This window comes from Halalkalibacter sp. HAAS-P014 (assembly GCF_056619965.1).
In genome coordinates this window covers 64778-90156 of the sequence record NZ_JBWQTV010000023.1, presented here as the reverse complement: position 1 = coordinate 90156, position 25379 = coordinate 64778, and the positions used below count along the sequence as shown (strand labels likewise).

Below are 25379 nucleotides of genomic sequence, written 5' to 3'. Positions count from 1 at the left end.
TCAATAAAGTTGTACAAATTATGACACTCTAGTTTTCTTTTTTGTTGCATTCCACTTACCACGAGCAGGGCTTTCGACAAGGTTGTTATACTCTAGTACATTCAGGTCACGTTGAACGGTCCGTTGAGTTATACCGAATTCTTCAACTAATTCATTCGTTGTGACGGTCCCCCTTTGTTTAATATAAAGGTAGATAGACTTGATTCGAGTCAGCATACGATCAGTTGAAGTATTCAAAAAACCACTCCTTATTCATAATCATGACTTGTTCTTAGGTAGAGTCTATGTAATAACATACAAGATATGCATGTTATTACGGGTGAAAGACTGTTTACAATTAAGGATTGACCTCTCTATTTCCTATTTCGTTATGTTGCAATTCGAAATGAGGAAAGGTAATGTTGTAAGTGGTTCAGTGAAGCGTGGTTCATTCCTCTTTGTATTCATTTTACAATAATTCGCACAACTATGCAAAAACAATGTGTGATAAATGTCACGGAAGAACTTGAAAGGTGTTGACAAATCGTGAAAATAAATTGGAGAAATGAAGTAGAAAAAAGAAAGGATTTAATTATTAAACAAACGCAAGAATTCCTTCGTATTCCAAGCATTTTAAATGAGCGGACGAAGCAAAATCAAGCTCCATTTGGGCAAGGGATTGCTGATGCGTTACACTATTTATTACAAAAAGGTAAAGATCATCAATATTATATAAAAAATTTAGATGGTTATGCAGGAGTGATTGAATACGGAAAAGGGGATGAAAGTGTAGGCATCTTGTGCCATGTAGACGTCGTTCCTGTTGGAGAGGGATGGACCTCCCATCCCTTTTCTGCAGAGGTTCGAAATAACCGCATTTATGCACGGGGAGCCATTGATAATAAAGGCCCAACAATGGCGGCTTTTTTTGCTCTATCGATCGTGAAGGAATTAGGTCTTTCGTTAAATAAACGGGTTCGAATGATCCTTGGTACAGACGAGGAAAGCAATTGGAGATGTGTTGAACACTATTTCAAGCACGAAGAGATGCCTACTATTGGCTTTGCTCCTGATGCTGATTTTCCTATTATTCATGCAGAAAAGGGAATAACAGATGTTAGTTTTTCATGGGAGAATAACGGCAAGAATGAGAAAGCCGCCATTGTACTCTCAAGTTTTGGGTCAGGGGAACGATTTAATATGGTTCCAGATAAGGCACGAGCTTTTCTAATGGGGGATTCTACAAGTCTACAGGAAATAGAAACTGAATATCGGACCTATCTGGACGAGAATAATTATTGTGGTTATGTAGAGTTTGGCCAATTGGGGTTAGTTCTAACGGTTGAAGGTGTATCAGCTCATGGCTCTACACCGGAAAATGGCGAAAACGCAGGTATTCGGCTTGCTCGATTTTTAGTGACAATTCCGTTTCAAAAAAGCGCAAGTGACTATTTAACTTTTATTACAGAGTACTGTGATCCTACTGGTGAAGGACTTGAAATTGCTGTTACAGACGAAGTATCAGGTAAATTGACAATGAACGTTGGTTTGCTTCGCTTTAGAGAAGACGAGGAAGCAAAAGTAGGTCTAAATATTCGATATCCCGTTACGGCTTCAGGAGATGAGTGTCTAAAGAAATTAAAACAAGTAGCGAAAAGTAGAAACGCAATTATGACGATTCATGATCATATGGAACCGAATTATGTTGAAGAACATCACCCTCTCGTCAAAACTCTTCAGGCAGTTTATGAGCGTCAAACAGGAGATGAAGCGAAGTTATTAGCTATTGGAGGAGGAACATATGCACGTTCTTTAAAAACGGGGGTTGCATTTGGGCCAATGTTTCCAGGGCGTGAGGATGTGGCGCATAAAAAGGATGAATACATCGATATAGAAGACCTTTTACGAATGACAGCTTTATATGCTGAAGCGATATATGAACTCGCAAAAGAAGGCTCGGAATAAAAAAAAGGTGACAAGCTAGAGGGCATCCAAAAAGTTAGGTTTTACGCTAACTTTTTGGAGCGCAGTACAAGCTGTCACCTTTTTGTTGTTTAGGTGTAACTTATGATTTAATTTTCAAATTGAAACAGATCAGTTGAAAGATATCGTTCACCAGTATCACAGGCAATGGCTACTACTACATCGTCAGGAGTGAGGCGTTTTGCTACTTCCATTGCAGCAAAGCAAGCAGCTCCAGATGATGGGCCGACGAGAATAGCTTCTTTTCTTGCTAAATCTCTTGTGACACGATACGCATCTTCGTCTTCAATTTTTAAGATTTCATTGTACACTTCTTCATTTAGTATAGGTGGAACAAACCCTGGGCTCGTTCCAACTAATTTATGTGGTCCAGGTTCCCCACCTGAGAGTACAGGCGATCCTGCAGGCTCAACAACATGAATCGTTGACTCAGGATAAAATTTTCGAAGTTCTTCTCCAGTCCCTGTAATCGTTCCACCAGTTCCCGAAGCTGCTACGAAAGCTGAGAGTTTCTTTCCGATTTGATCAAGGGATTGTTTAATTTCTAAAGCTGTTGTATGACGATGTGCATCAGGATTAGCTGCATTTTCAAACTGCATAGGCATAAAACTATTTGGAATTTCTTTTAACAGCTCATATCCTTTTTTGATAGACCCAGGCATTTTCTCATCACCAGGTGTTAATACAACTTCTGCACCATAAGCCTTCAACAAATTAATTCTTTCTAATGACATCGTATCTGGCATAATAAGGATAGCGCGATACCCTCTTGCTGCAGCATTCATGGCGATCCCGATACCTGTATTCCCACTAGTTGGTTCGATAATTGTGGCGCCAGGCTTTAAGTGGCCGTCTTTTTCTGCTTGGATCATCATGTTGAAGGCTGCACGGTCTTTTACACTTCCACTTGGATTTTGCATTTCCATTTTTAGATAAACGGTAGCTCCATTAGGGTCTGTAATCCGGTTAAGACGTACGAGGGGGGTTTTACCAATTAATTCAGCAATGTTGTTAACTACATTCATGGGTACATCTCCTCTTTTAATTTACTGTGATCATTTTATCATAGGTATGATGAATATTCCTACCTGCTATAAAGGAGTAATAATTTATAGGGTGTAGACAATGAGTAAAAGGTGTATGATGTCTTATAAAAGATCTTGATGTTTTAATTTGGATAACATTTCGAAGGGAGTAAAAAGATGTCTTTTCATCATTTTTTAGCTATTCCAATACCCTCTCATGTGAAGCAACAGATAAAACAGTCTTTACTCCAAAAGGAGGAGTTTGCATTTAAACGTTGGGTACATGAAGAAGATCTTCATTTAACTCTCGTATTTTTAGGTGCTGCGACAGATGAACAGTTAGAGGTAGTTCAACATGGATGTGAGGCTTTAGTGAAAAAGTGGAAACCGTTCGAGCTGAAACTTTCTTCCTTAGGAACCTTTGGGTCGGAGAAAAAGCCGAGAATATTTTGGATTGGTGTTAAACAGGAGTCTAAATTATATACTTTGCAAGAAGAAGTATTTCGATTATGCGAAGAAACTGGGTTTTCGCTTGATAAAAGACCGTTTTCTCCACATATTACATTAGCAAGACAATGGGTTGGACAAAATTCATTTCAAATGAAGCAAGATGATCAAGCACTACAAGAACAATGGACAGTAAAAGAAATTATTCTTTATAAAAGCGTCCTAACAGAAACACCTAAATATAAGCCTGTACAAATATATTCATTTAGTGAGGAATAAATATGAAAATAATAAAAGTGATCCTGCACATTATCATTTTGTCTTGTTTTTATTTAATTGGAACATGGATCCAGAGGCAATTTGAGTTAGTAATTCCAGGCAGCATTATCGGAATGCTCCTTTTGTTTCTTAGTCTTTTATTGAAGTTAGTACCTGTTCAGTACATTGAAGAGGGCTCAGCCTTGTTAATAAGGCATTTGCCTTTATTATTTATACCTGTAACCGTTGGGATATTGCAATTTTTAGATGTATTTGCTGGAAAAGGGCTTCTATTAATCTTTATCACGATAATAAGTACAGTTATGGTTATGGTTGTTACAGGGTTTACTAACCAAATTCTAGTAAAAAATAAGGAGATTGATAACTAATGAACGTAGCTATAGGCATAGGCTTTTTCTTTCTAACAATTGCGCTTTATTTAATTGCGAAAGCCTTTTATAGTAGGTACCCAAGTCCATTTACATTCCCTATATTAACAGCAACGATCATATTGATTATGATATTAGTTGTCTTTAATATCTCGTATGAAACGTATGCACTTGGAGGAAAGTGGTTAGAAGCGATTCTTGGTCCAGCTGTTGTTGCACTTGCTTATCCATTATATCGTCAATTTCATTTTTTAAAAAAGTATTTCTTCTCAATCATCATCAGTGTTAGCACTGGGGCAATAATTGGTATCTTAAGTGGCTTATTGCTCTCGAAGTGGTTGGGAGTCGAGCAAGAAATTCTTTATTCACTTGTCCCCAAATCAGTTACAACACCAGTAGCAATGGATATTGCGACAACGCTTGGAGGTTCTCCGCCTGTAACTGCCGTTTTGGTTATGGTAGCAGGGATTGGTGGTTCAATCATTGCTTCTTATGTATTTCGCTTATTCAAAATCACTAATGAAATGGGGAAGGGACTCGGGATGGGGAGTGCGTCCCATGCGATTGGCACAGCTAAAGCTTTTGAAAATAGTGAAAAGGAAGGGGCTAGCAGTTCAGTAGCGATGACGCTTAGTGCGATCATTGTTTCTATTGTTGCCCCTCTGATGGTATTTCTTTTATACTAACATCCATGGTACGATCTAATCAGTGTAACTGTCAAAGAATGTTAGACAGGAGGTACGAGCGTGGCTCATTTAATCAAATTAGAAGACTATATATCCCGCTATCAATTTGATTTAAATCGTTATCCGAGTCAATATACTCGTATGAAAAAAGAACGATGGTACTATATCAAGTCGGAGTGGGAACAACAACAATATGAGATGAACTTGAGTTCAGAGAACAACGAGTTAGCTTTAGGGGAAGGCAAAAGAAGTATCTTTCAAGAGGCGTTTAAGAAGTTAAAGAATTGGTCAAAGGATTCAATGGTAGATAGCGATGAAGCATTAAATGAAAGCGATAATCGATTCAGGAATAAAACAATTGAAGAGGTGAAAGAAGAGTTTTTGCACGATCTGTATCATTCTCAGTTGAGATGGGCGAGTTCTTCATTACTTGAAAAGTCGACTTTACATCCAAAATATAAAAAAGATCGCTGGCTTCGTTTTTTTTCACAGAACATCCCCGATAATTTCTTTCTAATGTATAGGCCGGTTTTTTCAGTGAAACACGCACCTATTGAATTGGATATATTGCTGATTAGTCCAACGGAAATATATTGTATTTCAATTTTAAAAGGCCATGAACATAGTGTCTTTGAAGCGAGTTCAGAGCGTTTTTGGACAGAGTTTGTACATAAAGATCGTAAAAGAAGAATTAGTCCCCTTATTTCTGTATCCAGGATGACAGGTGTAGTTGGACCAATTTTAAAAGAAGCTGGACTATCATTTCCAATTCGTAGTGTTGTGCTTTCTCCAAATAGTATTATCGATAATAAAATACAAGGAACGAAAGTAGAATTAATTGATCGGAGAAATTTCACAAGATGGCATGAGAGATTGCAAAAACATTCTTCTCCTATTAAAAGTGGGCAGTTAAAGGTCGCATCTGTATTGCTACATTATTGTTCTACTAATTCTTATAGCCGAAACGAGAGCGATTGAATGGAGTATACTTTTAATTCCCATTTGAATGAAAGGCAGTAAATTCGTATAATAGCCTATGTTGTGTTGAGTGAGAATAGTGAGAAAGGAGGGGTAGGTTGAATCCTGATAGCACATTATCTAATAGGATGTATAAGCCAACTGATTTCATTTGGAGAGTGAGGAAAGTTTCCAATTGGAAGGGAAGCAATGAAATGATGATTGAGTTGGATCAACTGGATGGTTGTGTAAGCTTTGGTGATACGTTAAAGGAAGCGAAACAAGGACTTCATACTGCATTAGAGCTATGGATTAAAACATATGGGGAGCAGCGACTTCCTGAAGTCTATTATGGCGCCCATATCATTTATCTCGATCCATCTATGGAAGTAGAAGAATTTGAATACATAAATTTTGAATTAAAAAAATTTCAATAAACTTTTTTAAAACTACTCACTATTGGAAGGGGGTGCCTAACAACTCTGATTGTTGTTAGGCACCCCCTTTGTAATTTTTTGGTTAATCTAAAATACGATCGTTTTATTTCCGTGTACAATAATTTGATCATTAATGTGCCAAGTTACAGCTCGAGCGAGGGCTATGCGCTCTACGTTCCTACCTGCTACTCGCAATTGTTCAGTTGTGTAACGATGGTTGACACGTAAGACGTCTTGTTCGATAATAGGTCCTTCGTCTAAATCATTCGTGACATAATGAGCCGTCGCTCCAATCAACTTAACACCACGTTCAAATGCTTTTGCATAAGGGTTGGCACCAATGAAAGCAGGTAAGAATGAATGGTGGATATTGATAATGCGTTTCGGAAATGTTTCAACGAATTCTGGCGATAGAATCTGCATATATCTCGCTAATACAATAAAATCAACATCATATTCATGTAATTTGGCAATAGCTTCTTGCTCGGCTTCTATTTTTGTTGCCTTACTAACAGGGATATAGAAAAATGGAATTCCGTAATTTTCAACTTCTTCTTTGAGGTTCTCGTGATTACTGATCACTAGAGGAATTTCAACGTCTATTTCTTTTGCTCTCCATTTCCATAACAGTTCAAGCAAACAATGATCTTCCTTAGAGACAAAGATAGCCATTTTCTTTTTCCTAGAAGCAAGCTCCATACGCCAGTCCATATTAAAAGATTCGGCAATGGTGGCAAAAGAGCTACGAATGCTTTCGATGTCACAATCAGATTCAAGCATTTCAAATTCAATGCGCATAAAAAACATCCCACCAGAAGGGTCTGTAGAATATTGATCTGATTGGACGATGTTAGCCTTACACTTATGTAAGAAGGTAGAAACTGCAGAAACGATTCCAGGTTGGTCATGGCAAGAGATTAATAAACGGGCACTTGAGTTATTATTGTAATTCATTTTATTCCTCCAAATTAATCGATACCTTTCCAAAAAGTAAGTATGCATGTACAGAGAGATGAATGGTTTCAAGGTAATGCTCATAGTAATGTTATACAATAAGATTACAAAAGAAAAACATACGTCTTCTAAATATAATACTTAAAAAGGAAAGGGGGCTTTCATCATTGAAGCAAAAGAAGGAGGCATTTGTCAATTGTCGAATTGAGTCAGCTGAGCTCGTAACGGTTAACAAGCTAAGAGTTATTTTGAGAAAAGATAGCGAATTTAATTTAAACCAATGGTTTTTAGTAAATAATTGTGGGAAATGGCCTCTACTATTAAACGATTTAGAAGAGAATGTTTTAGAGTTAGGGTTAACATCACCATTTCAATTTGAAGAAACAAACTATGTAATAAATGGTGAACATTCATGTAGTGTTGTCATAACAGACGTTGTAAGAACAGAGGAATTTGATAATCTTTTTTATTACGATGGTAAGGACCTTGGAGCAAATTTTTCTAAAGAACAGACGTCATTTGCTATTTGGGCACCAGTTGCAACACAAGTAAACTTAATACGATACAACAATTGGTATGAAGATGTAGGTGAAGTTCAAGCATGTTTTAGAGATGAAAAAGGAGTATGGCGAACGGACTTACAAGGTGATCAAGAAGGAATATGGTATTTATTTGAAGTTTTTGTTAATCAATCTTGGAGAAAAGTTGTTGATCCATATGCCAAGTTTCTATCGGTAAATGGGGAAAAGGCAATGGTGGGGAATCATGAAAAGGTTAAAGTACATGACTGGCCATTAGAACCCTTACAGTCAAAAAATGATGTTATTATTTATGAATTACATATAAGGGATTTTACAATTGGTCATTCAAACGGAATTATTCATAAAGGGAAATATTTAGGTTTAACAGAAGAAGGCACGTTAGATCAAAATGATAGAATAACCGGAATTGATTATTTACAACGATTAGGAATCACTCATGTAGAGTTATTACCTGTTCAAGAATTTGGCAGCATAGATGAAAGTGATCGCGAAAACCCAAACCATTATAATTGGGGTTATGATACGACTCATTTTTTTGTTCCAGAAGGTAGCTACGCAAAAGATCCGTATGATGGCTATTCTAGAATTCGCGAATTAAAGCAAATGATTGCCACTTTGCATAAAAATCAACTGAGAGTGATCATGGATGTTGTTTTTAACCATGTATATATTTGGGAAGAATCATCATTAGAACAAATTGTGCCTGGTTATTTCTTTCGTTTTAGTGATGCTAATGAAATTAGTGACGGGACAGGGGTTGGAAATGATTTTGCTTCAGAAAGAAAAATGGCCCGAAAGTTAATCATTGATGCGATAGCTTACTGGTTGAAAGAATTTCACGTTGATGGATTTCGTTTTGATTTAATGGGTATTTTGGATATTGAAACAATGAAACAAGTAATGAAAGAGGCTAAACAATTTAATGAGGATATCTTTTTATTAGGAGAAGGGTGGGAACTGCCAACGGAGTACCCTAGAGACAAGCTTGCGTTAAGCGACCATGCACGTGAACTGCAAGAGATTGCTTTTTTTCAAGATAAATTTCGTGATGGAATAAAAGGAAGTACTTTTGAAGTACATCAACCAGGGTTTATTAGTGGGAATCCTTTTTCAATTGATGAAATCGTTAGTGGGGTAAAAGGGAGTGTGGAATTGTTCTCTCATCCACATCAAGCAATCAACTATGTTGAAGCACATGATAATCATACACTTTGGGATAAGTTAAAAAGGATTCATCCATATGAAGATAGAGAAAGATTGCAAAAAAGGCATCAGCTTGCATCATCCGTTGTAATACTATCTCAGGGAATTCCCTTTATACATGCAGGGCAAGAATGGTTTCGGACGAAGCACGGGATTGGAAATAGTTATAATAAACCGGACTGGGTCAATCAATTTGATTGGGACCAGCGTGCTTACTTCGAAAAATCGGTAATGTACATGAGAGGTTTGATAAAAATTCGCCGTGCTCACCCAGCCTTTCGAATGGAGTCGTACAAAACCATAAAGGAACATTTTCATTTAATACATGTAGATTCTGATTGTATATCTTATCATTTGCGAAATTTAAAAGAGATTGATTCGTGGGATGACATAATTGTTATTCATAATGCGAGCCTACATCAGAAGGTAATACCACTACCAAATTACAATGAATGGTATGTAGTCGTTGACGATCAGGTAGCTTCTCTGATACCATTAAGCAAAATAGGTGAGGACTGTGTAATTGTTTCTCCTTTGTCTACACTAGTGTGTGTGAATTATAAGACGAAAGGTAGCTATTAGTTGTATTAGCCAATGCAGGAAACAACATCCTCTATGTGAATTGTTTTGTTGAAAGCAATTTGAATTAGGTAAAATATCTTAAATTAAGGTATAATAAGTAGGCAGTATTGATGGAAGTTTAAGAAATTGAGGGTGAATTGGGTGGAACAATTTTTAGGAGACGGCTGGAAAGTTCAACCAGCTGGTGGTGCAACAGGTGAAGCATATATAGCCCAGCAAGGTGAACAAACAGTTTTTTTGAAGCGAAATTCCTCGCCTTTTCTCGCTGTTCTTTCAGCAGAAGGAATTGTTCCGAAGTTACTCTGGACTAGGCGCTTAGAAAATGGTGACGTTGTTACAGCACAAAGATGGGTGCAAGGTCGAGAGCTGAAGGCTTACGAAATGAAGGAAAGTCGTGTTGCGGCATTGCTTGCCAAAATTCATGGGTCAAGTGAACTACTTGATATGTTTAAACGAATTGGCAACGAGCCATTAACACCATATGTGATTGTTGAAAACTTACGTAGGCAGCTTCAAGCTTATCAAATAGAAGATCAAATAATTGAGCAAGGAATGGCTTATTTATTGAATAAATTAGAGTCTGTCCTTCACGAGCATTTTGTCGTGTGTCATTGTGATATTAATCATAATAATTGGATGCTAGATGAAGAAGAGCAGCTTTATTTGATAGATTGGGACGGAGCAACTGTATCTGATCCAGCTTTAGATATTGGACTTTTACTCTATTCATATATTCCTGAACACGAATGGAAATATTGGTTAGACCAATATGGAATAGCTCTAGATGAGTCATTACGTAGGAGGATGCATTGGTATGTCGTTTCCCAATCAATATCAGTTTTGTTATGGCATTTTGGTCGGAATCAGTTCGAACAAGCAGAACAGTTAAAAGACTATATCCAAAGCCTTCTTGAGGACTAAAAGACTCACCATTTTTGCTACAAGGTGAGTCTTTTAGGTTTTCGTATCTTTTTACTCCGACTATTTTCCACATAAAAGGAGTTATTTCCTGAGGAATAAATATAGATGCTGTCGAATTATTCTATAGATAGAACATTAAGCCATTGTTCGACATCCCCTTGTGGGAATGGCTCATGGTTGATTTGATGTTTTTCATGAATGACATTAAGGGTTTGTTGTACTGCAGGTTGTAAGGAAGGGTCATCCGAGAGAGTCGATAAAAGGCGCTCGATTTGTGCTGCTTCGTCTGTTGTCATGTGGTTTTCTACAGCTTGATTTTCTAATAAGTCTTTTAATAATCTTAACTTATCTTGAGATGTGATAGGCATGGCTCAGCACTCCTTTATGCTATTTCTGTGAAAAAAGTGACGGAACTCTAAACCAAATAAGATCTATTTAGTCCCATCTTCTTTTTGGTATTATTCCCATTATTGTTCGAGAGCGATCTCTCAGTGAGTTAGCTTTTGACTTATTTTGTGTTAAAAGAGCTAAAGCTATTCTAAATAAAATAAAAGGCCATCGTTTAGTTATTATTGACAATTAAATTTTAAAAATAGAGGTGAAAACATTGCGCTTACGAAATATACCAGGAGCAAAAGAAAAACTACAAGAGAACCCCGACATCATTATCCAAAACCCAAGTAAGCATAAAGGGAAATGGAAAGAACTTTTTAAAAATGATAATCCAATTCACGTTGAAGTTGGAACTGGGAAAGGGCAATTTTTAATCGGGATGAGCAAGCTTCATCCGGAAATTAATTTTATAGGAATTGAAAAATATGACAGTGTTCTTGTTAGAGCATTAGAACATGCGAGAGAAGTCGAACAACCAAATGTTAAATTCTTAAATGAAGATGTCACTGATATTCTTGATTTTTTTGCTGAAGAGGAAGTGGGTCAACTATATATTAACTTTACCGATCCTTGGCCGAAAAATCGTCATGAAAAACGCAGGCTTACTTACAAAGCGTTCTTAGCCATGTATGAGAAGATTTTGATACAAGGTGGGGAAATTCACTTTAAAACAGATAACCAAGGGTTATTCGAATATTCTTTAGAAAGTTTCGCAGGTTATGGTATGACATTACATCGTGTTAGTTTAGATTTACACCAAAGTGGAATTGAAGGTAATGTTATGACAGAATATGAAGAGAAATTTGCCCAAAAAGGAATGCGCATTTATCGCTGTGAGGCGAAGTTTAGATCATGATTATAAAAGGGTACTACAACAAAGGCAAAAAAACCTTATGTAGTATCCTTTTCTGTTAAAAGGATTATTTTAATAAATTAGGAGGGAAGGAGAATAGAGACGACCAAAAGGGAAGTGATGACTCATAACTATGTATGATATGCGCTTTGAAAATACGCATATCATATTTTGTTAGTACGAAAGAAGATGTGGTTATGAGTCATTTTCCTTTCTTAGGATGTTTGAAGATCGAGCAGTGTGCCAGATTTTGAATCAACTAAAAATTCATACTGTGTTGTACCTGCTTCATTTGTTGTTGAAATACCACCACGGTAAACGTTATACGATATGTTATTACGTTCAAAGCTTTCAGGGATCATATGAATCCAAGATCCAGAAATGGCAAATCTTTGCGATAAAGCTTTTTTCACTTCTTTTAGCGCTTTTTCAGGAGAGATTTTTTCAGTTTTTATAGCTGGCGCTAATATATAACCAGCCGCTAGTCCAATTCCCAAACCTGCAACAAAACGTTTTACCATTTGTTATCATCCTTTCATTTGAATTTTTCACCTCAACTAGTAGTATAGCCAAAAAATATTAACGGTTTCAATTACTACTTAATCACCTTGAACTGGAAATCAGTATTTGATTCGGATAAAATAAAGAAGATACATAACAAGTACGGCAAGTGAAAGGGGATTGTTACTTTGAATCAGGAGACAATGCAACTTTTTAAAACATTAACAGAGCTTCAAGGAGCACCTGGTTTTGAACATGATGTGCGTAAATTTGTTCGTTCTCAAATGGAGCAATATACGGATGAGATTATTCAGGATCGATTAGGAAGTATTTTTGGTGTGAAAAGAGGAGTAACCCAAGGTCCAAAAGTGATGGTTGCTGGCCATATGGACGAAGTTGGTTTTATGGTTAAATCCATTAGTGAAAATGGACTAATCCGTTTTCAGCCATTAGGTGGATGGTGGAGCCAGGTTCTCCTTGCACAACGTGTACAGATTATGACAGAAGCCGGACCAATTATTGGTGTAATTGGATCGACACCTCCACATCTACTCGAAGAAGCTCAGCGTAAAAAACCGATGGATATTAAACACATGTATGTTGATATTGGAGCCGATGACAAAGAAGACGTTATGAAGCTAGGTGTAAAACAAGGGCAACAAATTTTACCAATTTGTCCGTTTACACCAATGGCCAATCCGAAGAAGATATTAGCCAAAGCATGGGATAACCGTTACGGTGTAGGGTTATCGATAGAGCTTATGAAAGAACTACAAAATGAAAAGATTCCAAATATTTTATATTCCGGAGCGACAGTTCAAGAAGAGGTTGGACTTAGGGGCGCTCAAACGGCAGCCAATATGATACAACCAGATATCTTTTTCGCGTTAGATGCAAGCCCCGCTAATGATGCAACTGGTGGAAAAGAGGCTTTTGGTCACCTTGGAAAAGGAGCATTGCTGAGAATCTTTGATCGCACAATGATTACACACCGTGGTATGCGCGATTTTATTTTAGACACAGCCGAATCAAATGATATCCCGTATCAATATTTTATTTCTCCTGGAGGAACGGATGCTGGAAAGGTTCATATATCAGGTGAGGGTGTACCTTCAGCTGTTATTGGAATTTGTTCACGCTATATTCATACTGCTGCTTCCATTGTTCATGTTGATGATTACGCCGCAGCAAAAGAATTAATTGTAAAATTAGTGAAATCTGTTGATAACACAACAATTGAGACAATCTCAAAGAATGTCTAACTCGTTTCTTTATTGAATAGGTTCAAATTGGTTAAATATTATGAGGGTAGCAATTAAGGGGAAGCCCTTTGGCTACCCTCTTTTTGGCTTCAAATAATTGAATTGGAGGAGAATCAGTGATAATCGCAATCGGTACAAAAAATCCAGCCAAAGTTCATGCTGTCCAAGATTCACTTATTCGTGAAGGTCACAGATTTGTTAGTGTAAAGGTTGAGTCTGGTGTATCTGCACAACCATTTTCTGATCTTGAAACAATAGAAGGTGCGCGTAACAGAGCACGATCAGCATTAACAATAGTAGGTGCTAACGTAGCATTTGGATTAGAAGGTGGTGTTGAAGAAACACCATCAGGATTAATGCTTTGTAACTGGGGAGCATTAGTTGATGAAAGTGGAGTAGAATGTATCGCTGGTGGTGCTAAGTTACCTTTACCAGCTATAGTAGCAGATAGGCTTCGTAATGGTGAAGAACTCGGGAATGTAATGACTGACATTACAGGGGATAATGATACGAAAAAAAAAGAGGGAGCAATAGGAATATATACAGGAGGATGGGTCGGCAGAAAAGATCTTTTTTCTCATATAGTGAAGTTACTGTATGGACAATATATTGAATCAACGAAAGGTCTTAAACATTAATTTTACCAATTTGTCAATATCTTATCAAAAGGAGGCTTAGACACTCTTTCCTTTTTCTGTCTTGCAAGCTTAATTTACTAAGAGTATTATTAGGTATATTGTGAAAGCTAAGGGAAAAGGAGTGTAACTTTTGATTAAGAACGTTTGGCAAATAGGTATTATCTTCTTATTCTTGGTACTTATTGCTGGTTGTCAAGTCTCAGAAGAAGAGGCATTAGAACTAGGTCTACAAGCATTTTTAACTACTGTCGAACAAGAGCAAATGGAAGTAAATGTTGAGCTAGAGATGCTTGATATCTATTTGCCACGAGGGTTTGAAGTAATAGAAGAAACAGAATATAATGTTCAAATTCAAGATGGTGACCAATTATTTCTTTTGTTTCATCAACCGAATGAACTAACGACAAGTGACTTTCATTTAACTCGTGATTTGGTATTCGAAGATGATGCTTTAGCTTTTGAACTTATAGAGAATAAGGACCAGGTAACATACTTATTTATCTCAGAAGAGGAGGAAGAGCAATTATTTGCTGTTGTAACGATTGGAGGAGCAAGAATTTCAACTTTGACAACGTTTCGTACTTTGGAGGATGATGTCGCTTCAATGACTGAAATCGTAAAATCATATCAAGCAAAATAAGCGGATTCTTTAAAATCGTAAAATCATATCAAGCAAAATAAGCGGATTCTTTAAATAGGAGGATTTGACTTTGAAAGAATTCTTAAAGAAAAAAGGTGTAGACCTGTCTTGGAGAACGTACTTTATAACCGCACTAAGTCATATGGCTTTAGGTCTATTTGCTTCTCTTATTATCGGCTTAATTATTAATACAGTTGGGGAGCAGTTTGCAACTCACCTTAATATGCAGATTGCAGGAGAGTGGTTGCAGGAAATTGGAGCAATTACAATGAGCATGATGGGACCTGCAATTGGCGTCGCAGTTGCTTATGGACTGAAGGCACCCAAATTAGTGGTTTTTAGTGCCATCGTAAGTGGAGCAGCAGGCGCGCAGCTAGGTGGACCAGCAGGTGCTTTTATCGCTTCAGTTATTTCAACGGAGATTGGGAAACTTATTTCAGGAGAAACGAAGCTTGATATAATTTTAACCCCTTTGATAACAATTGTTACAGGCTTCCTAACTGCTTCATTAATTGGCCCTTGGATACAAGCTGGCATGCAACAATTTGGATTTCTTATTATGTGGGGGACAGAACAACAACCGATTATTATGGGAGTTATTGTGGCTACACTGATGGGACTAGCCTTAACCGCCCCGATTTCAAGTGCAGCGTTAGCGATTATGCTAGAGCTTGAAGGGATCGCAGCAGGTGCTGCAACTGTTGGTTGCGCTGCGCAAATGGTGGGCTTTGCAGTTAGCAGTTATCGAGAGAATGGTTGGTCAGGCCTTGTATCTTTAGGAATCGGTACGTCAATGTTACAAGTACCAAATGTCGTAAAGAATCCATATATCTTAATACCTCCAACTTTAGCAGGTGCTATTTTAGCACCAATTGCAACTGTTGGCTTTGGGATGACAAATAACCCGGCAGGAGCAGGTATGGGAACTAGTGGATTAGTTGGTCCAATTATGACGTTTACTGATATGGGTTTTTCAATAAATGTATTACTAGCAGTTTTAATACTATTTTTCATAGGTCCTGCTATAATTAGTTTAATCATTTCTGAATGGATGAGAAAAAGAGGAACTATTCGTTATGGTGATATGAAAATTGAGCAATAATTATTTTTTGATAGGAGTGGAGAAGATGGAAAAGATCCAAAGTCTTGAACAATTTAAAGAAGTTGCAAATAAGGAAGCGGCCATCTTTATGTTTTCGGCCGACTGGTGCCCAGATTGCAAAGTAATTGAACCAGCTTTACCGAGAATTGAAGCTGACTTTCCTAGCTTTACATTTTACTATGTTGACCGTGATCAATTCATTGATTTATGTGCAGAACTAGATATCTTTGGTATCCCAAGTTTTCTAGCTTATGTTAATGGAAAAGAAGTTGAACGCTTTGTCAGCAAAGATCGCAAATCGCAACAAGAAATCGAAACATTCTTAACAAAAGCCGAATCACACTTTTAGAGTAGTTCCAAAAAGGTTGATCTTTACCTTTTTGGAACTACTCGAAGCAATGAGCGAAGCCCCTGCAAGGTTTTAAGTAAGGGCTGAGTGCTCTTCTCAGAACTTACGAGCAGGGAGAGAAGCCATTGCACCTCTCTGAGAAATTATAAAAAAATAAACAAAAAGGTTGATCTTTACCTTTTTGGAACTACTCGAAACCACTCAACTGAAATGTGAGTGGCTTTTTTTTTAGCAGAAAAATCATTGAGTTTGGATCGCGAATTTGTTTCTGATAAAATATATAAAGTAGAAGGAGAGGATCATTGATGGAAATGAGACAATTTCGAAAAGAGATTGAACAAAGATTAACAAGAGATGGTTGGACAATAACCTATAATCATAAAGAGTCTACTTTACGTATAGAAGATGATGAGATAAGAAAAGGAGTGACGCTCTCGCTAAAACCATTGTTAGCCAAATGGGAACGAAAAGAGTTTGGATCAATCGAGGAAGTAGTGAGATATGTCGAAGTAGGACTAGAGGCAATGAAGAATAAGCCGACACTTTCAAAAAACGAGAAAAAGATTTTCCCGGTTATTCGATCAAGTTCATTTCCGACTGAGACAAAGGAAGGAAATGCTTTACTATACGATGAACATACGGCGGAAACTCGAATATATTATGTAGTAGACCAAGGTGAATCGTATACATTAATACAAGATTCGATGTTAGAGGAAACGGATTTTACGAAGGAAAAGATCCGTGAAATAGCGATGTTCAATGTAAGGTCACTACCTCAACCATTAAAAGAAGATACGGTTGCTGGAAACCGCTTTTATTTTCTGAGAGCGAAGGATGGCTTTGACGCTAGTCGAGTACTTGATCAATCCTTGTTAGAAAAGATGGAGAGAGGAGCAGCAGGACAATTGGCTGTGGCGCTCCCTCATCAAGATGTGTTGATTTTTGCTGACATAGTAAATGAACGAGGCTATGATGTGCTCGCACAACTTGCTCTCCAATTCTTTGGGGAAGGAAGAGTACCAGTAACCGCATTGCCTTTCCTCTATGAAGACGGTGAATTAGAACCTACGTTTATTTTGGCACAAAGAAAGCCCAAATAGATTTTTGGTACTATAAGACCCGTCATCATTTGCGTTTTTGTGGTACAATGATAAACGCAAGAAGGAAGGAACAAAGGAGATTACCCGAATGAACGTGTTTTGTAATCAAATTGGTGACACACTTATGTTAAAAATAATAGATACGTTTCTTTCAATCATCTAGCTTGGGTGAATTAAGCGATAAAATAAAATGAAAAAAAAGAGGTTGACTCTCGATTCAAGTCAACCTCTTTTAAAATTACCTTGCTTATTAGGAAATATTGAAAGGAAGAGAGGGATTAAGATGGGAACATGGCATCGCTTGTTCAATAGACTTCAAGAACTTTTGGGACGGGATGACAATGAAAAGCAGCAAATGAATCATGACCAAGAAGATAAGGGATATACATATGAGCCATTTTCAATTGAGAGAAGGAAAAGTGAATCGCGGGTAGTCTATCAATATCCAAAGAAAGGAAACTTCCGATTCCCTTTAATTGAAGATAAACCAAAACAAGCTGATCCGATTACTCAAGGTAAACCTCGTCAAAGTAGGAAAAGATCTAACCCTGATAATAATCAAGGGATTGAGAAGAAAAAAGAAAAGGATATTGAGAATCTTAATCACAATTTAAAGTTCCAAGCTGCAGACTTCAAGCTCACGACAATTCCTTCACCGGTGTATGGGTTCAATGACAGAGAAACAGCAAAAAGTACTCTCAGTGATAACTTTTCAGTTTCTCCTTTTGAAATCAAGAAAGTAGAAAATTTAGAAGTAGATGAGATTTCTACTTACTTGGAAGAGGAGCTAGAATTAGATGAAGTTATTACTATTACAGAGAAAAAAGAAAATGAGCAAGGCGAACAACCATTAAAAAAATACAGTAATAACGATGTCAGAGTGTACAACCTACCAACCGTTCTTGAAGAAGCTTTAGCACGTGCTGAACAAGATACTAAGGAAAAAAGTGGGGACATGGAAAAAGGTTCACAGCTAGCTCACACTGATCAACTAGCTAATGATAGTGAAAATATTGAACTAGAAATTGAAGAAAAACAAGAACAGCAAGAACAGAAAGAACAGCAAGTGGAAGAAGTAGAGCGAGTAGAGCAAGTAGAGCAAGTAGAACAAGTAGAACTAAAGAGGGAAGAGTGTCAGGAAGAAACTACTCCAACTAGTAAAAAGGGTGAAGCTTCCTCCTATCAAGAAGAAGAGATCGTACATACTAGCAAAGGACAATCATCTTCTCAATCTACTAAACTAACAACTGAAAAAAATAAAGCCAAATCTGGACCTCAACTACCTAAGAAAAATTCAATTCCATTTAACGTGATGATGCTTCCTCAGGATAAGGCTCCAAAGAAGCAGAGACCAATAGAGAAAGAAAATGTTAATTACTTGTATCCGAGTATTCAACTACTCAATTATCCCGAATTACAAGAGACGGATGAATCAGAGTGGCTCGAAGAACAAGGATCTATCTTAGAAGAAACGTTGCAAAGTTTCCATGTTGATGCAAAAGTGGTTCATGTGACAAAGGGTCCTTCTGTTACTCGATTTGAAGTCCAGCCTGGACGAGGTGTGAAGGTGACGAAAATTACAGGCTTAACAGATGATATGAAGCTAGCTTTAGCCGCTAAAGATATTCGGATTGAGGCTCCTATTCCTGGTAAGAACACCATAGGAATTGAAGTACCTAATAGGAACTCCACTCCAGTTTTTTTACGTGAAATATTAAGACGTAACCATTTCACTCGCTCAGAATCACCTTTAACGGTGGCGCTCGGATTAGATATATCAGGCCAACCGATCGTTACTGATTTGAAAAAAATGCCACATGGATTGGTAGCTGGTGCAACAGGTTCAGGAAAGAGTGTTTGTATTAATTCGGTCTTAGTTAGTCTGCTATTCAAAGCAACACCAGATGAGGTGAAATTAATGTTAATTGATCCAAAAATGGTTGAATTAGCACCTTATAATGGATTGCCTCATCTTGTAACACCAGTAATAACTGACGCAAAGCAAGCAACAGCTGCACTTAAATGGGTTGTAGCTGAGATGGAGCGAAGATATGAGCTATTCAGTCAGCAAGGTGTACGTGACGTTGGACGTTATAACGAGATCTATTCTGAATCACCAGAAAAGCCAGCCTTGCCGTATATTCTAGTTGTGATAGATGAGTTAGCTGACTTAATGATGGTATCACCACAAGAAGTTGAAGACTCAATTTGTCGTATTGCACAGAAAGCGAGAGCCTGTGGTATCCATCTACTAGTGGCCACTCAACGTCCGTCTGTTGATGTTATAACAGGACTGATTAAAGCTAATATACCAACTAGAATTGCATTTTCTGTATCTTCTCAAACAGATTCACGAACGATTTTAGACATGGGAGGCGCTGAGCGTTTGCTTGGTAAGGGAGATATGCTTTTCCATGAAAATGGTACTCCGAAAGCTGTACGTGTACAAGGGACGTTTGTGTCAGACCAAGAAATTGAAGATGTCGTTTCTTATGTGAAAAAGCAAAGAGAGCCAGATTATTTATTACAAATAGAGCAGTTGAAGCATGTGGCACACGAAGAAGCAGATGATGAGCATTTTGAAGAAGCATGTTACTTTGTTATTGAGCAAGGTTCGGCTTCTGCCTCAAGTCTTCAAAGGAAATTCCGAGTTGGCTATAATCGCGCAGCAAGGCTTATAGACATGATGGAAGAAAGAGGCATCGTTTCTCAAGCAATGGGTAGTAAACCGAGACATGTTCTCGTCGATGAAATCGAGCTAGAAGAAGTTTTGTACCATAAAGAAGCATAAATGACTTTTGCAGATTTTACCTTGTTTTAATGAAGAAGGTTATATATGATAGTAAAGAAAAAACTTTTACCTGTTCTGGTATAGGGGATACAAACAAGGAGTTCAGATAGATGAAGGAGATTACTCGGAAGTTAAATGGGGAAATAAAGCGTCTAACGAACGAAACTTTTAAATTTGATGAACGTGTAAAGGAAGGATGGTTCTCTGCAGTTTACTTTTTAAAAACGAGAGAAATTATCGAAAAATACCGTCCGAATAATATTGTCACAATGCAATTTTTCCAAAGAGAACACGCTGTGTTGTGTGGAACCGATGAAGTAATAGCGTTGATTAAGACGTTCGCTAAAGATGCCGAAAGTCTTGAACTTAGGTCTTTAGCAGATGGAGATAAGATCAAACCATTCGAAACAGTGTTTACGATAACAGGAAAGTATGAAAACTTTGGATACCTTGAAGGACTCATTGATGGAATTTTCGCTCGACGTTCATCTGTTGCGACGAATGTATATAATGTTGCTAAGGCGGCTAGATATTCAGGAGTACAAAAACCAATCATTTTTATGGGTGATCGTGATGATCATTTTACACAACAAGCAGGGGATGGCTATGCTGCTTTTATTGGAGGATCAAGAGCACAAGCTACACATGCGATGAATGAGTGGTGGGGTAAAAAGGGAATGGGAACAATGCCACATGCATTAATTCAATTGTTTAAGGGTGATGTTGTTGAAGCGACACGTGCCTATAAAGAAACATTCCCAGAAGATGACTTACAAGCCCTAGTTGATTATAACAATGATGTTATCACTGATTCACTTAGAGTAGCGCGTGAATTTGGTTCTGAATTAAAAGGAGTTCGGATCGACACTTCTAGAACTATGGTGGACCAATACTTCTGTCGCAATCCGGAAGTTATGGGAGCATTTGATCCACGTGGTGCAAATCCCACTTTGCTTTTTGCTTTAAGAGATGCCTTAGATAATGAGGGGTATCAACATGTGAAAATTATTGCTACTGGTGGTTTTAATGATACTCGAATAAAAGAGTATGAAGAAGCAGGGGTACCAGTTGATATTTATGGTGTAGGAGGAAGCTTACTCAAACTTAATATAGCTTTTACAGGGGATAACGTTCTATTAAATGGTGAACATGAAGCGAAGGCAGGCCGACGCTTACGTGAGAATCCTCGTTTACAACTAGTAGATTATTGAAAAGCCTACGATTTTGGTGAGTGGCATTATAAAGAAATGTATGAAAGGCTATGAGAAGCTAAGATAGTTCTTGAAGGTTCAACGCTTCTCATATCAATGCAAGTGGCGTACTGATCGCAGAGGCTACTGAAAAAGGTAGATGCCAACCTTTTTTCAGTAGCCTTACAAACTTCATTGGGTCTTTTCTTCATGTAATGTCATATACTATTTTGGGGCAATACGGAAGAACGGCTAAAATTGGAGCTAGCTTCGTTTTCTGATATAATGGATCAATGGCTGCAGAAGGTTATTTATGTAAGAGGACAACAAATCCTCTGAAAGAATAATTACTCCATTGGACGCAAGAAAACCATGTGAATTTTTTGGAGGTCCATCTATGACAAATTTCCACTTTATTGGTATAAAAGGTTCAGGTATGAGCGCTTTAGCTCAGGTGTTACACGATATGAATTATAATGTGCAAGGTTCAGATGTTGAGAAACAATTCTTTACACAGAAGCCACTTGAACAAAAAGGGATTACCTTACTACCATTTGAACGTAATAATATTAAAAGTAATCAACAAATCATTGTTTCGGCTGCATATGGCGATGATCATGAAGAGGTTCAACGTGCTCATGAATTAGGGGTTGAGTTGAAAAAGTATCCAACTTTTTTAGGTGAATTCATTCAAAACTTTACAAGTATTGCTGTAACAGGTGCTCATGGAAAAACATCTACAACAGGGTTACTTGCTCATGTTTTAGGTTCGGCTTACCCAACCTCTTATTTAATTGGAGATGGAACAGGTAAGGGCGAAGAAAATTCTACTTATTTTGCTTTTGAAGCTTGTGAGTACCGTCGTCACTTCCTAAACTATAATCCTGATTATTGTATAATGACAAATATTGACTTTGATCATCCTGATTATTTTAAAGATGTTCAAGATGTCTTTTCAGCATTTCAAGAGATGGCAATGCAAGTAAAAAAAGCGATTGTAGCTTGTGGTGATGATGAGCATTTACAAGGCATTCATGCTAATGTTCCTGTTGTTTATTACGGTTATGAGGAAGATAATGATTTTCAAGCAAGAAATGTTGAAAGTACACCAGAAGGGACTACCTTCGACGTATATGTACGTAACAGTCTTTATGGTTCTTTTACGATTCCAGGGTACGGGAAGCATAATGTGTTAAATGCTCTTGCAGTAATAGCGCTATGTCATTATGAAAATGTACCTGCAGAGGTTGTCGCGAAACATTTAAAAACGTTTAAAGGTGTGAAGCGTCGTTTTACTGAAAAGGTTGTAGATAAACAAATATTGATTGATGATTATGCACACCATCCAACGGAGATTGCAGCTACCATTGAAGCAACACAGCAAAAGTATCCTCATCATCATGTCGTAGCTATTTTTCAACCACATACGTTCACAAGAACGAAAACATTTTTAAATGAATTTGCCGATTCATTAAAAGAGGCAGATTATGTTTACTTGTGTGATATCTTTGGTTCAGCGAGAGAGCAAGCTGGTTCTCTGTCAATTAATGATTTAAAAGATTTAATCCCAAATGCTCGCGTTATTACAGAGGACTCTATTGAGCTGTTAAAACAACATGACAACAGTGTGCTTCTTTTTATGGGAGCTGGCGATATTCAGAAGTTCCAACATGCATATGAGCAAATTATTCTATAGGAAAAAGGGTGATAAAAGTACAAAACGATGTACTTTCGTCACCCTTTTTATAATTAGAGAAGTAAAAATGGCTGTTCATTGCAGAGAGTATGAAAAATCACTTTTTTCATACTCTCTTTTATTTGAGGTTTTCGGGATTTAATGATTCTAATTCAGGTATGACAAATCGACCGTTTTTGCGAATTAGAATATCATCGAAGTATATTTCTCCTCCACCGTATTCTTCTCGTTGAATCATTACAATGTCCCAGTGGATGCTGGAGTTGTTTCCATTGGAAGCTTCTTCGTAACATTGTCCAGGTGTGAAATGAAAACTACCATCTATTTTTTCATCAAATAGAATATCTTTCATTGGGTGCTGGATATATGGATTGACTCCAATTGCGAACTCACCAATAAACCTTGCTCCTTCATCACTATCTAAAATTTTATTGATCCTACTAGTATCATTGGCAGTAGCCTGAACAATTTTGCCATCCTCGAATGTAAAAGAGATATTCTCAAACGTAAAGCCTTGATAAGGTGATGGGGTGTTGTATGTAATGGTTCCATTAACAGAATTGCGAACAGGAGCTGTGTATACTTCTCCATCTGGAATATTTAATTTACCAGCACATTTAACAGAAGGAATATCTTTAATTGAAAAGGTTAAGTCAGTGCCGGGGCCTTTTAGCTGTACTTTATCAGTTCTGTCCATTAAATCCTTCAGTGAATTCATTGCCTCATCCATCTTACTATAATCTAAATTACAAACATTAAAATAAAAATCTTCGAATGCTTCAGTACTTGTATTGGCTAGCTGTGCCATTGAAGAACTTGGGTAGCGTAAAACAACCCACTTTGTTTTTGGGACACGAATTTCGCGGTGAACCTTTGTCCCGACTGTTTGCCCATGTAAAGCCATCTTATCACTTGGAACATCAGCCAGCTCTGAAATATTGTCACCTGCACGCAGTCCTATATAGGCATCCATTTCAGTCATTACTTGTGCTTCAAATGTTGCCATCATAGAAAGCTGTTCTTCATTGGCCCCCATTAGCAACGAACGGTCAACTTGATGATCTTTTAATAGCACAAAAGGATATCCCCCTGCTTGATAAGTTTCTTGAACAAGTGCTGTAACGAGTTCACGTTGTAGACCGAAATTTTCGATTAAAACTTTCTCCCCTTGCCTTAAGTTGACAGAATACGTAATTAAATTTTTAGCTAATGTTTGAAGTCTAGGATCTCTCATTAAAATGCCTCCTTACTTTTATATATTTTTATTGTATACAAAGTTAGTTAAACATAACAGTTCAAATAAAAGAAGGAGGATTTTAAGGGTTTATCTAGAATGATTATACTAAGACATGTTTAAGATCTTGGTATAATGGGTAGTTGATTTAGTAGCAACTGTATTTTCTTCCAAGGAGGTGAGCATCAAGAATGGAAATTTTGTTATACATAAGTGCATTAGTAGCTGCAATTGCATTTGCAGTATTAGTCATATATTTAGTTCGTACATTGAAGTCAGCAAATCGCACACTTGATCATGTTGCGAATACAATGGCAGGGTTAGAGAAACAGGTAAATGGCATTACGAAAGAGACCGAGGAATTATTGCACCGAACTAATCGCTTGGCTGATGATCTTCAAGAGAAGTCAGAATCATTGAATACGGTTTTTTCATCGGTTAAGGAACTAGGGGATTCTGTTGGCCAGGTAAATAAGTCAATCAGACATGTGTCTAATACAGTCTCAACGCAAGCTGTAAAACAGTCAGATCAAATTGCAAAAGCCGTACAATGGGGCAATGTTGCAATTGATTTATATACTAAGTTTAAAGAAAAAAAAGAGCAAAGTGAAAAGAAGGAGGAGAAAGGTTATGAGTGATAAGAATAGCATGAACACAAAGGATTTTTTAATTGGGTCATTGATTGGTGGGATTGTAGGTGCATCTGCAGCATTATTTTTAGCGCCGAAATCAGGAAAAGAATTACGTAGTGACATTAATGAACAAGCACAACTGGCACGTGAAAAAACAAATCAATTTACAACTACTGCTTATGATAAAGGTAATGAGTGGGCTAATTATGCGAAGGAGAAGTCCAATACAATTGCTAAGGTTGTCTCTGATCAATCTGCTCAAGTTGTTGGCAAAGTTAAGGAAGTAACTTCAAACTTAAAATCTGAGGCTACAGAAGCGAATGAATCGATGGAAGAAGAGATTACAGAGGATTTAGCCGGAGAGCTTTCAGACTCTAAAGAAGAGATTGCAGAGAAAATTAAGAATGAAGTGGCAGATATCGAAGCCAAAATTGAAGAAGAAACTGTAAAAGCAAAGTAAGAAAAAAGCTGGCACACACGTATATAACGTAAGTGCCAGTTTTTTTGTTGTTACTAAGTGAAGGAAACCTATCATGAACCGAATTATCTATAGTTGAAATTTATAGGGTTCATCTTTATACTGATTGTATTTTATTGTACAGGGACCGAAGGGAGTCTATATATAGAATGCTTTA

Annotated in this window: 26 protein-coding genes; 20 read left to right on the top strand and 6 right to left on the bottom strand. The window is 37.3% G+C overall.

Going from position 1 to position 25379, the window contains the following annotated elements; translation table 11 throughout:
• Nucleotides 1-18: 18 nt before the first annotated feature.
• Nucleotides 19-237: a DeoR family transcriptional regulator gene (locus tag AC1FXZ_RS18290; protein WP_480056321.1), complete on the bottom strand. Its 219-nt coding sequence runs from the start codon at nucleotides 235-237 to the stop codon at nucleotides 19-21.
• Nucleotides 238-522: 285 nt separating this feature from the next.
• On the opposite strand from AC1FXZ_RS18290, the gene pepV reads away from it, so the two are divergent.
• Nucleotides 523-1944 (top strand): dipeptidase PepV, encoded by a 1422-nt coding sequence (gene pepV / locus AC1FXZ_RS18285; RefSeq protein WP_480056407.1) that lies wholly within the window; start codon nucleotides 523-525, stop codon nucleotides 1942-1944.
• Nucleotides 1945-2051: 107 nt separating this feature from the next.
• On the opposite strand, the gene cysK is transcribed toward pepV, so the two are convergent.
• A complete protein-coding gene (cysK, locus tag AC1FXZ_RS18280; RefSeq protein WP_480056319.1) occupies nucleotides 2052-2987 on the bottom strand; it encodes a cysteine synthase A in 936 nt (311 codons plus the stop codon).
• 177 nt (nucleotides 2988-3164) lie between these two features.
• Here cysK and thpR point away from each other — a divergent pair, with 177 nt between their 5' ends.
• The 5 genes from thpR (at nucleotide 3165) to AC1FXZ_RS18255 (ending at nucleotide 6161) form a co-directional block, all read left to right on the top strand.
• Complete coding sequence (thpR, locus tag AC1FXZ_RS18275) at nucleotides 3165-3713, top strand: RNA 2',3'-cyclic phosphodiesterase (protein WP_480056317.1); 549 nt, start codon at nucleotides 3165-3167, stop codon at nucleotides 3711-3713.
• Nucleotides 3714-3715: 2 nt separating this feature from the next.
• Nucleotides 3716-4081 carry a CidA/LrgA family protein gene (locus AC1FXZ_RS18270; protein WP_480056315.1) on the top strand — a complete coding sequence of 122 codons (366 nt, stop codon included), beginning with the start codon at nucleotides 3716-3718 and terminating at the stop codon, nucleotides 4079-4081.
• Entirely contained in the window at nucleotides 4081-4767 is a 687-nt protein-coding gene (locus AC1FXZ_RS18265) for an LrgB family protein (RefSeq protein ID WP_480056313.1), read from the top strand. Before AC1FXZ_RS18270 ends, AC1FXZ_RS18265 begins: the two co-directional genes overlap by 1 nt.
• Before the next feature lie 60 nt (nucleotides 4768-4827).
• Nucleotides 4828-5745: a nuclease-related domain-containing protein gene (locus AC1FXZ_RS18260; protein ID WP_480056311.1), complete on the top strand. Its 918-nt coding sequence runs from the start codon at nucleotides 4828-4830 to the stop codon at nucleotides 5743-5745.
• A gap of 98 nt (nucleotides 5746-5843) precedes the next feature.
• Entirely contained in the window at nucleotides 5844-6161 is a 318-nt protein-coding gene (locus AC1FXZ_RS18255; protein ID WP_480056309.1) for a type II toxin-antitoxin system HicB family antitoxin, read from the top strand.
• Between the two features lie 87 nt (nucleotides 6162-6248).
• Here AC1FXZ_RS18255 and purU read toward each other — a convergent pair whose 3' ends face one another.
• Nucleotides 6249-7115 (bottom strand): formyltetrahydrofolate deformylase, encoded by an 867-nt coding sequence (gene purU, locus AC1FXZ_RS18250; protein WP_480056307.1) that lies wholly within the window; start codon nucleotides 7113-7115, stop codon nucleotides 6249-6251.
• Between the two features lie 167 nt (nucleotides 7116-7282).
• On the opposite strand from purU, the gene pulA reads away from it, so the two are divergent.
• Both pulA and AC1FXZ_RS18240 read left to right on the top strand, forming a co-directional pair.
• Entirely contained in the window at nucleotides 7283-9442 is a 2160-nt protein-coding gene (gene pulA / locus AC1FXZ_RS18245) for a type I pullulanase (RefSeq protein WP_480056305.1), read from the top strand.
• Between the two features lie 126 nt (nucleotides 9443-9568).
• Complete coding sequence (locus AC1FXZ_RS18240) at nucleotides 9569-10363, top strand: phosphotransferase family protein (RefSeq protein ID WP_480056303.1); 795 nt, start codon at nucleotides 9569-9571, stop codon at nucleotides 10361-10363.
• Between the two features lie 116 nt (nucleotides 10364-10479).
• Here AC1FXZ_RS18240 and AC1FXZ_RS18235 read toward each other — a convergent pair whose 3' ends face one another.
• Complete coding sequence (locus tag AC1FXZ_RS18235) at nucleotides 10480-10731, bottom strand: YtzH-like family protein (protein ID WP_480056301.1); 252 nt, start codon at nucleotides 10729-10731, stop codon at nucleotides 10480-10482.
• A 239-nt stretch (nucleotides 10732-10970) separates the two neighbouring features.
• On the opposite strand from AC1FXZ_RS18235, the gene trmB reads away from it, so the two are divergent.
• Complete coding sequence (gene trmB / locus AC1FXZ_RS18230) at nucleotides 10971-11612, top strand: tRNA (guanosine(46)-N7)-methyltransferase TrmB (protein ID WP_480056299.1); 642 nt, start codon at nucleotides 10971-10973, stop codon at nucleotides 11610-11612.
• 212 nt (nucleotides 11613-11824) lie between these two features.
• Here trmB and AC1FXZ_RS18225 read toward each other — a convergent pair whose 3' ends face one another.
• Complete coding sequence (locus AC1FXZ_RS18225) at nucleotides 11825-12130, bottom strand: PepSY domain-containing protein (RefSeq protein ID WP_480056297.1); 306 nt, start codon at nucleotides 12128-12130, stop codon at nucleotides 11825-11827.
• A 168-nt stretch (nucleotides 12131-12298) separates the two neighbouring features.
• Between AC1FXZ_RS18225 and AC1FXZ_RS18220 the strand changes: the two genes are divergently transcribed.
• The 9 genes from AC1FXZ_RS18220 (at nucleotide 12299) to murC (ending at nucleotide 22878) form a co-directional block, all read left to right on the top strand.
• Nucleotides 12299-13372 (top strand): M42 family metallopeptidase, encoded by a 1074-nt coding sequence (locus AC1FXZ_RS18220; RefSeq protein WP_480056295.1) that lies wholly within the window; start codon nucleotides 12299-12301, stop codon nucleotides 13370-13372.
• Nucleotides 13373-13488: 116 nt separating this feature from the next.
• Nucleotides 13489-14010, top strand: coding sequence for a DUF84 family protein (locus AC1FXZ_RS18215; RefSeq protein ID WP_480056293.1), 522 nt, complete (start codon nucleotides 13489-13491; stop codon nucleotides 14008-14010).
• 130 nt (nucleotides 14011-14140) lie between these two features.
• Complete coding sequence (locus tag AC1FXZ_RS18210; protein ID WP_480056291.1) at nucleotides 14141-14650, top strand: hypothetical protein; 510 nt, start codon at nucleotides 14141-14143, stop codon at nucleotides 14648-14650.
• Nucleotides 14651-14720: 70 nt separating this feature from the next.
• Nucleotides 14721-15752, top strand: a complete 1032-nt coding sequence (locus AC1FXZ_RS18205; protein ID WP_480056289.1) for a PTS sugar transporter subunit IIC — start codon at nucleotides 14721-14723, stop codon at nucleotides 15750-15752.
• Nucleotides 15753-15777: 25 nt separating this feature from the next.
• Nucleotides 15778-16101 carry a thioredoxin family protein gene (locus AC1FXZ_RS18200; protein WP_480056287.1) on the top strand — a complete coding sequence of 108 codons (324 nt, stop codon included), beginning with the start codon at nucleotides 15778-15780 and terminating at the stop codon, nucleotides 16099-16101.
• A gap of 305 nt (nucleotides 16102-16406) precedes the next feature.
• Nucleotides 16407-17201, top strand: coding sequence for a DUF1444 domain-containing protein (locus tag AC1FXZ_RS18195; protein WP_480056285.1), 795 nt, complete (start codon nucleotides 16407-16409; stop codon nucleotides 17199-17201).
• Nucleotides 17202-17484: 283 nt separating this feature from the next.
• Nucleotides 17485-19992: a DNA translocase FtsK gene (locus AC1FXZ_RS18190; protein ID WP_480056283.1), complete on the top strand. Its 2508-nt coding sequence runs from the start codon at nucleotides 17485-17487 to the stop codon at nucleotides 19990-19992.
• Between the two features lie 110 nt (nucleotides 19993-20102).
• Complete coding sequence (locus AC1FXZ_RS18185) at nucleotides 20103-21203, top strand: nicotinate phosphoribosyltransferase (protein WP_480056281.1); 1101 nt, start codon at nucleotides 20103-20105, stop codon at nucleotides 21201-21203.
• 376 nt (nucleotides 21204-21579) lie between these two features.
• Complete coding sequence (gene murC / locus AC1FXZ_RS18180) at nucleotides 21580-22878, top strand: UDP-N-acetylmuramate--L-alanine ligase (RefSeq protein WP_480056279.1); 1299 nt, start codon at nucleotides 21580-21582, stop codon at nucleotides 22876-22878.
• Between the two features lie 118 nt (nucleotides 22879-22996).
• On the opposite strand, the gene AC1FXZ_RS18175 is transcribed toward murC, so the two are convergent.
• Nucleotides 22997-24112: an aminopeptidase gene (locus AC1FXZ_RS18175; RefSeq protein WP_480056277.1), complete on the bottom strand. Its 1116-nt coding sequence runs from the start codon at nucleotides 24110-24112 to the stop codon at nucleotides 22997-22999.
• Nucleotides 24113-24303: 191 nt separating this feature from the next.
• Here AC1FXZ_RS18175 and AC1FXZ_RS18170 point away from each other — a divergent pair, with 191 nt between their 5' ends.
• Both AC1FXZ_RS18170 and AC1FXZ_RS18165 read left to right on the top strand, forming a co-directional pair.
• Nucleotides 24304-24750 carry a DUF948 domain-containing protein gene (locus AC1FXZ_RS18170; protein WP_480056275.1) on the top strand — a complete coding sequence of 149 codons (447 nt, stop codon included), beginning with the start codon at nucleotides 24304-24306 and terminating at the stop codon, nucleotides 24748-24750.
• Nucleotides 24743-25204 carry a YtxH domain-containing protein gene (locus tag AC1FXZ_RS18165; protein WP_480056273.1) on the top strand — a complete coding sequence of 154 codons (462 nt, stop codon included), beginning with the start codon at nucleotides 24743-24745 and terminating at the stop codon, nucleotides 25202-25204. The genes AC1FXZ_RS18170 and AC1FXZ_RS18165 overlap by 8 nt, the downstream gene beginning before the upstream one ends.
• The last annotated feature ends 175 nt before the right edge of the window (nucleotides 25205-25379 follow it).

What these genes read in the sequence shown, in the direction of transcription:
- AC1FXZ_RS18270 (WP_480056315.1), top strand. Translation starts at nt 3,716, where the DNA reads ATGAAAATAATAAAAGTGATCCTGCACATTATCATTTTGTCTTGTTTT.
- AC1FXZ_RS18200 (WP_480056287.1), top strand. Translation starts at nt 15,778, where the DNA reads ATGGAAAAGATCCAAAGTCTTGAACAATTTAAAGAAGTTGCAAATAAG.
- purU (WP_480056307.1), bottom strand. Translation starts at nt 7,115, where the DNA reads ATGAATTACAATAATAACTCAAGTGCCCGTTTATTAATCTCTTGCCAT.
- murC (WP_480056279.1), top strand. Translation starts at nt 21,580, where the DNA reads ATGACAAATTTCCACTTTATTGGTATAAAAGGTTCAGGTATGAGCGCT.
- AC1FXZ_RS18190 (WP_480056283.1), top strand. Translation starts at nt 17,485, where the DNA reads ATGGGAACATGGCATCGCTTGTTCAATAGACTTCAAGAACTTTTGGGA.
- AC1FXZ_RS18175 (WP_480056277.1), bottom strand. Translation starts at nt 24,112, where the DNA reads ATGAGAGATCCTAGACTTCAAACATTAGCTAAAAATTTAATTACGTAT.
- thpR (WP_480056317.1), top strand. Translation starts at nt 3,165, where the DNA reads ATGTCTTTTCATCATTTTTTAGCTATTCCAATACCCTCTCATGTGAAG.
- AC1FXZ_RS18265 (WP_480056313.1), top strand. Translation starts at nt 4,081, where the DNA reads ATGAACGTAGCTATAGGCATAGGCTTTTTCTTTCTAACAATTGCGCTT.
- AC1FXZ_RS18165 (WP_480056273.1), top strand. Translation starts at nt 24,743, where the DNA reads ATGAGTGATAAGAATAGCATGAACACAAAGGATTTTTTAATTGGGTCA.
- AC1FXZ_RS18225 (WP_480056297.1), bottom strand. Translation starts at nt 12,130, where the DNA reads ATGGTAAAACGTTTTGTTGCAGGTTTGGGAATTGGACTAGCGGCTGGT.
- cysK (WP_480056319.1), bottom strand. Translation starts at nt 2,987, where the DNA reads ATGAATGTAGTTAACAACATTGCTGAATTAATTGGTAAAACCCCCCTC.
- AC1FXZ_RS18185 (WP_480056281.1), top strand. Translation starts at nt 20,103, where the DNA reads ATGAAGGAGATTACTCGGAAGTTAAATGGGGAAATAAAGCGTCTAACG.
- AC1FXZ_RS18170 (WP_480056275.1), top strand. Translation starts at nt 24,304, where the DNA reads ATGGAAATTTTGTTATACATAAGTGCATTAGTAGCTGCAATTGCATTT.
- AC1FXZ_RS18195 (WP_480056285.1), top strand. Translation starts at nt 16,407, where the DNA reads ATGGAAATGAGACAATTTCGAAAAGAGATTGAACAAAGATTAACAAGA.
- AC1FXZ_RS18235 (WP_480056301.1), bottom strand. Translation starts at nt 10,731, where the DNA reads ATGCCTATCACATCTCAAGATAAGTTAAGATTATTAAAAGACTTATTA.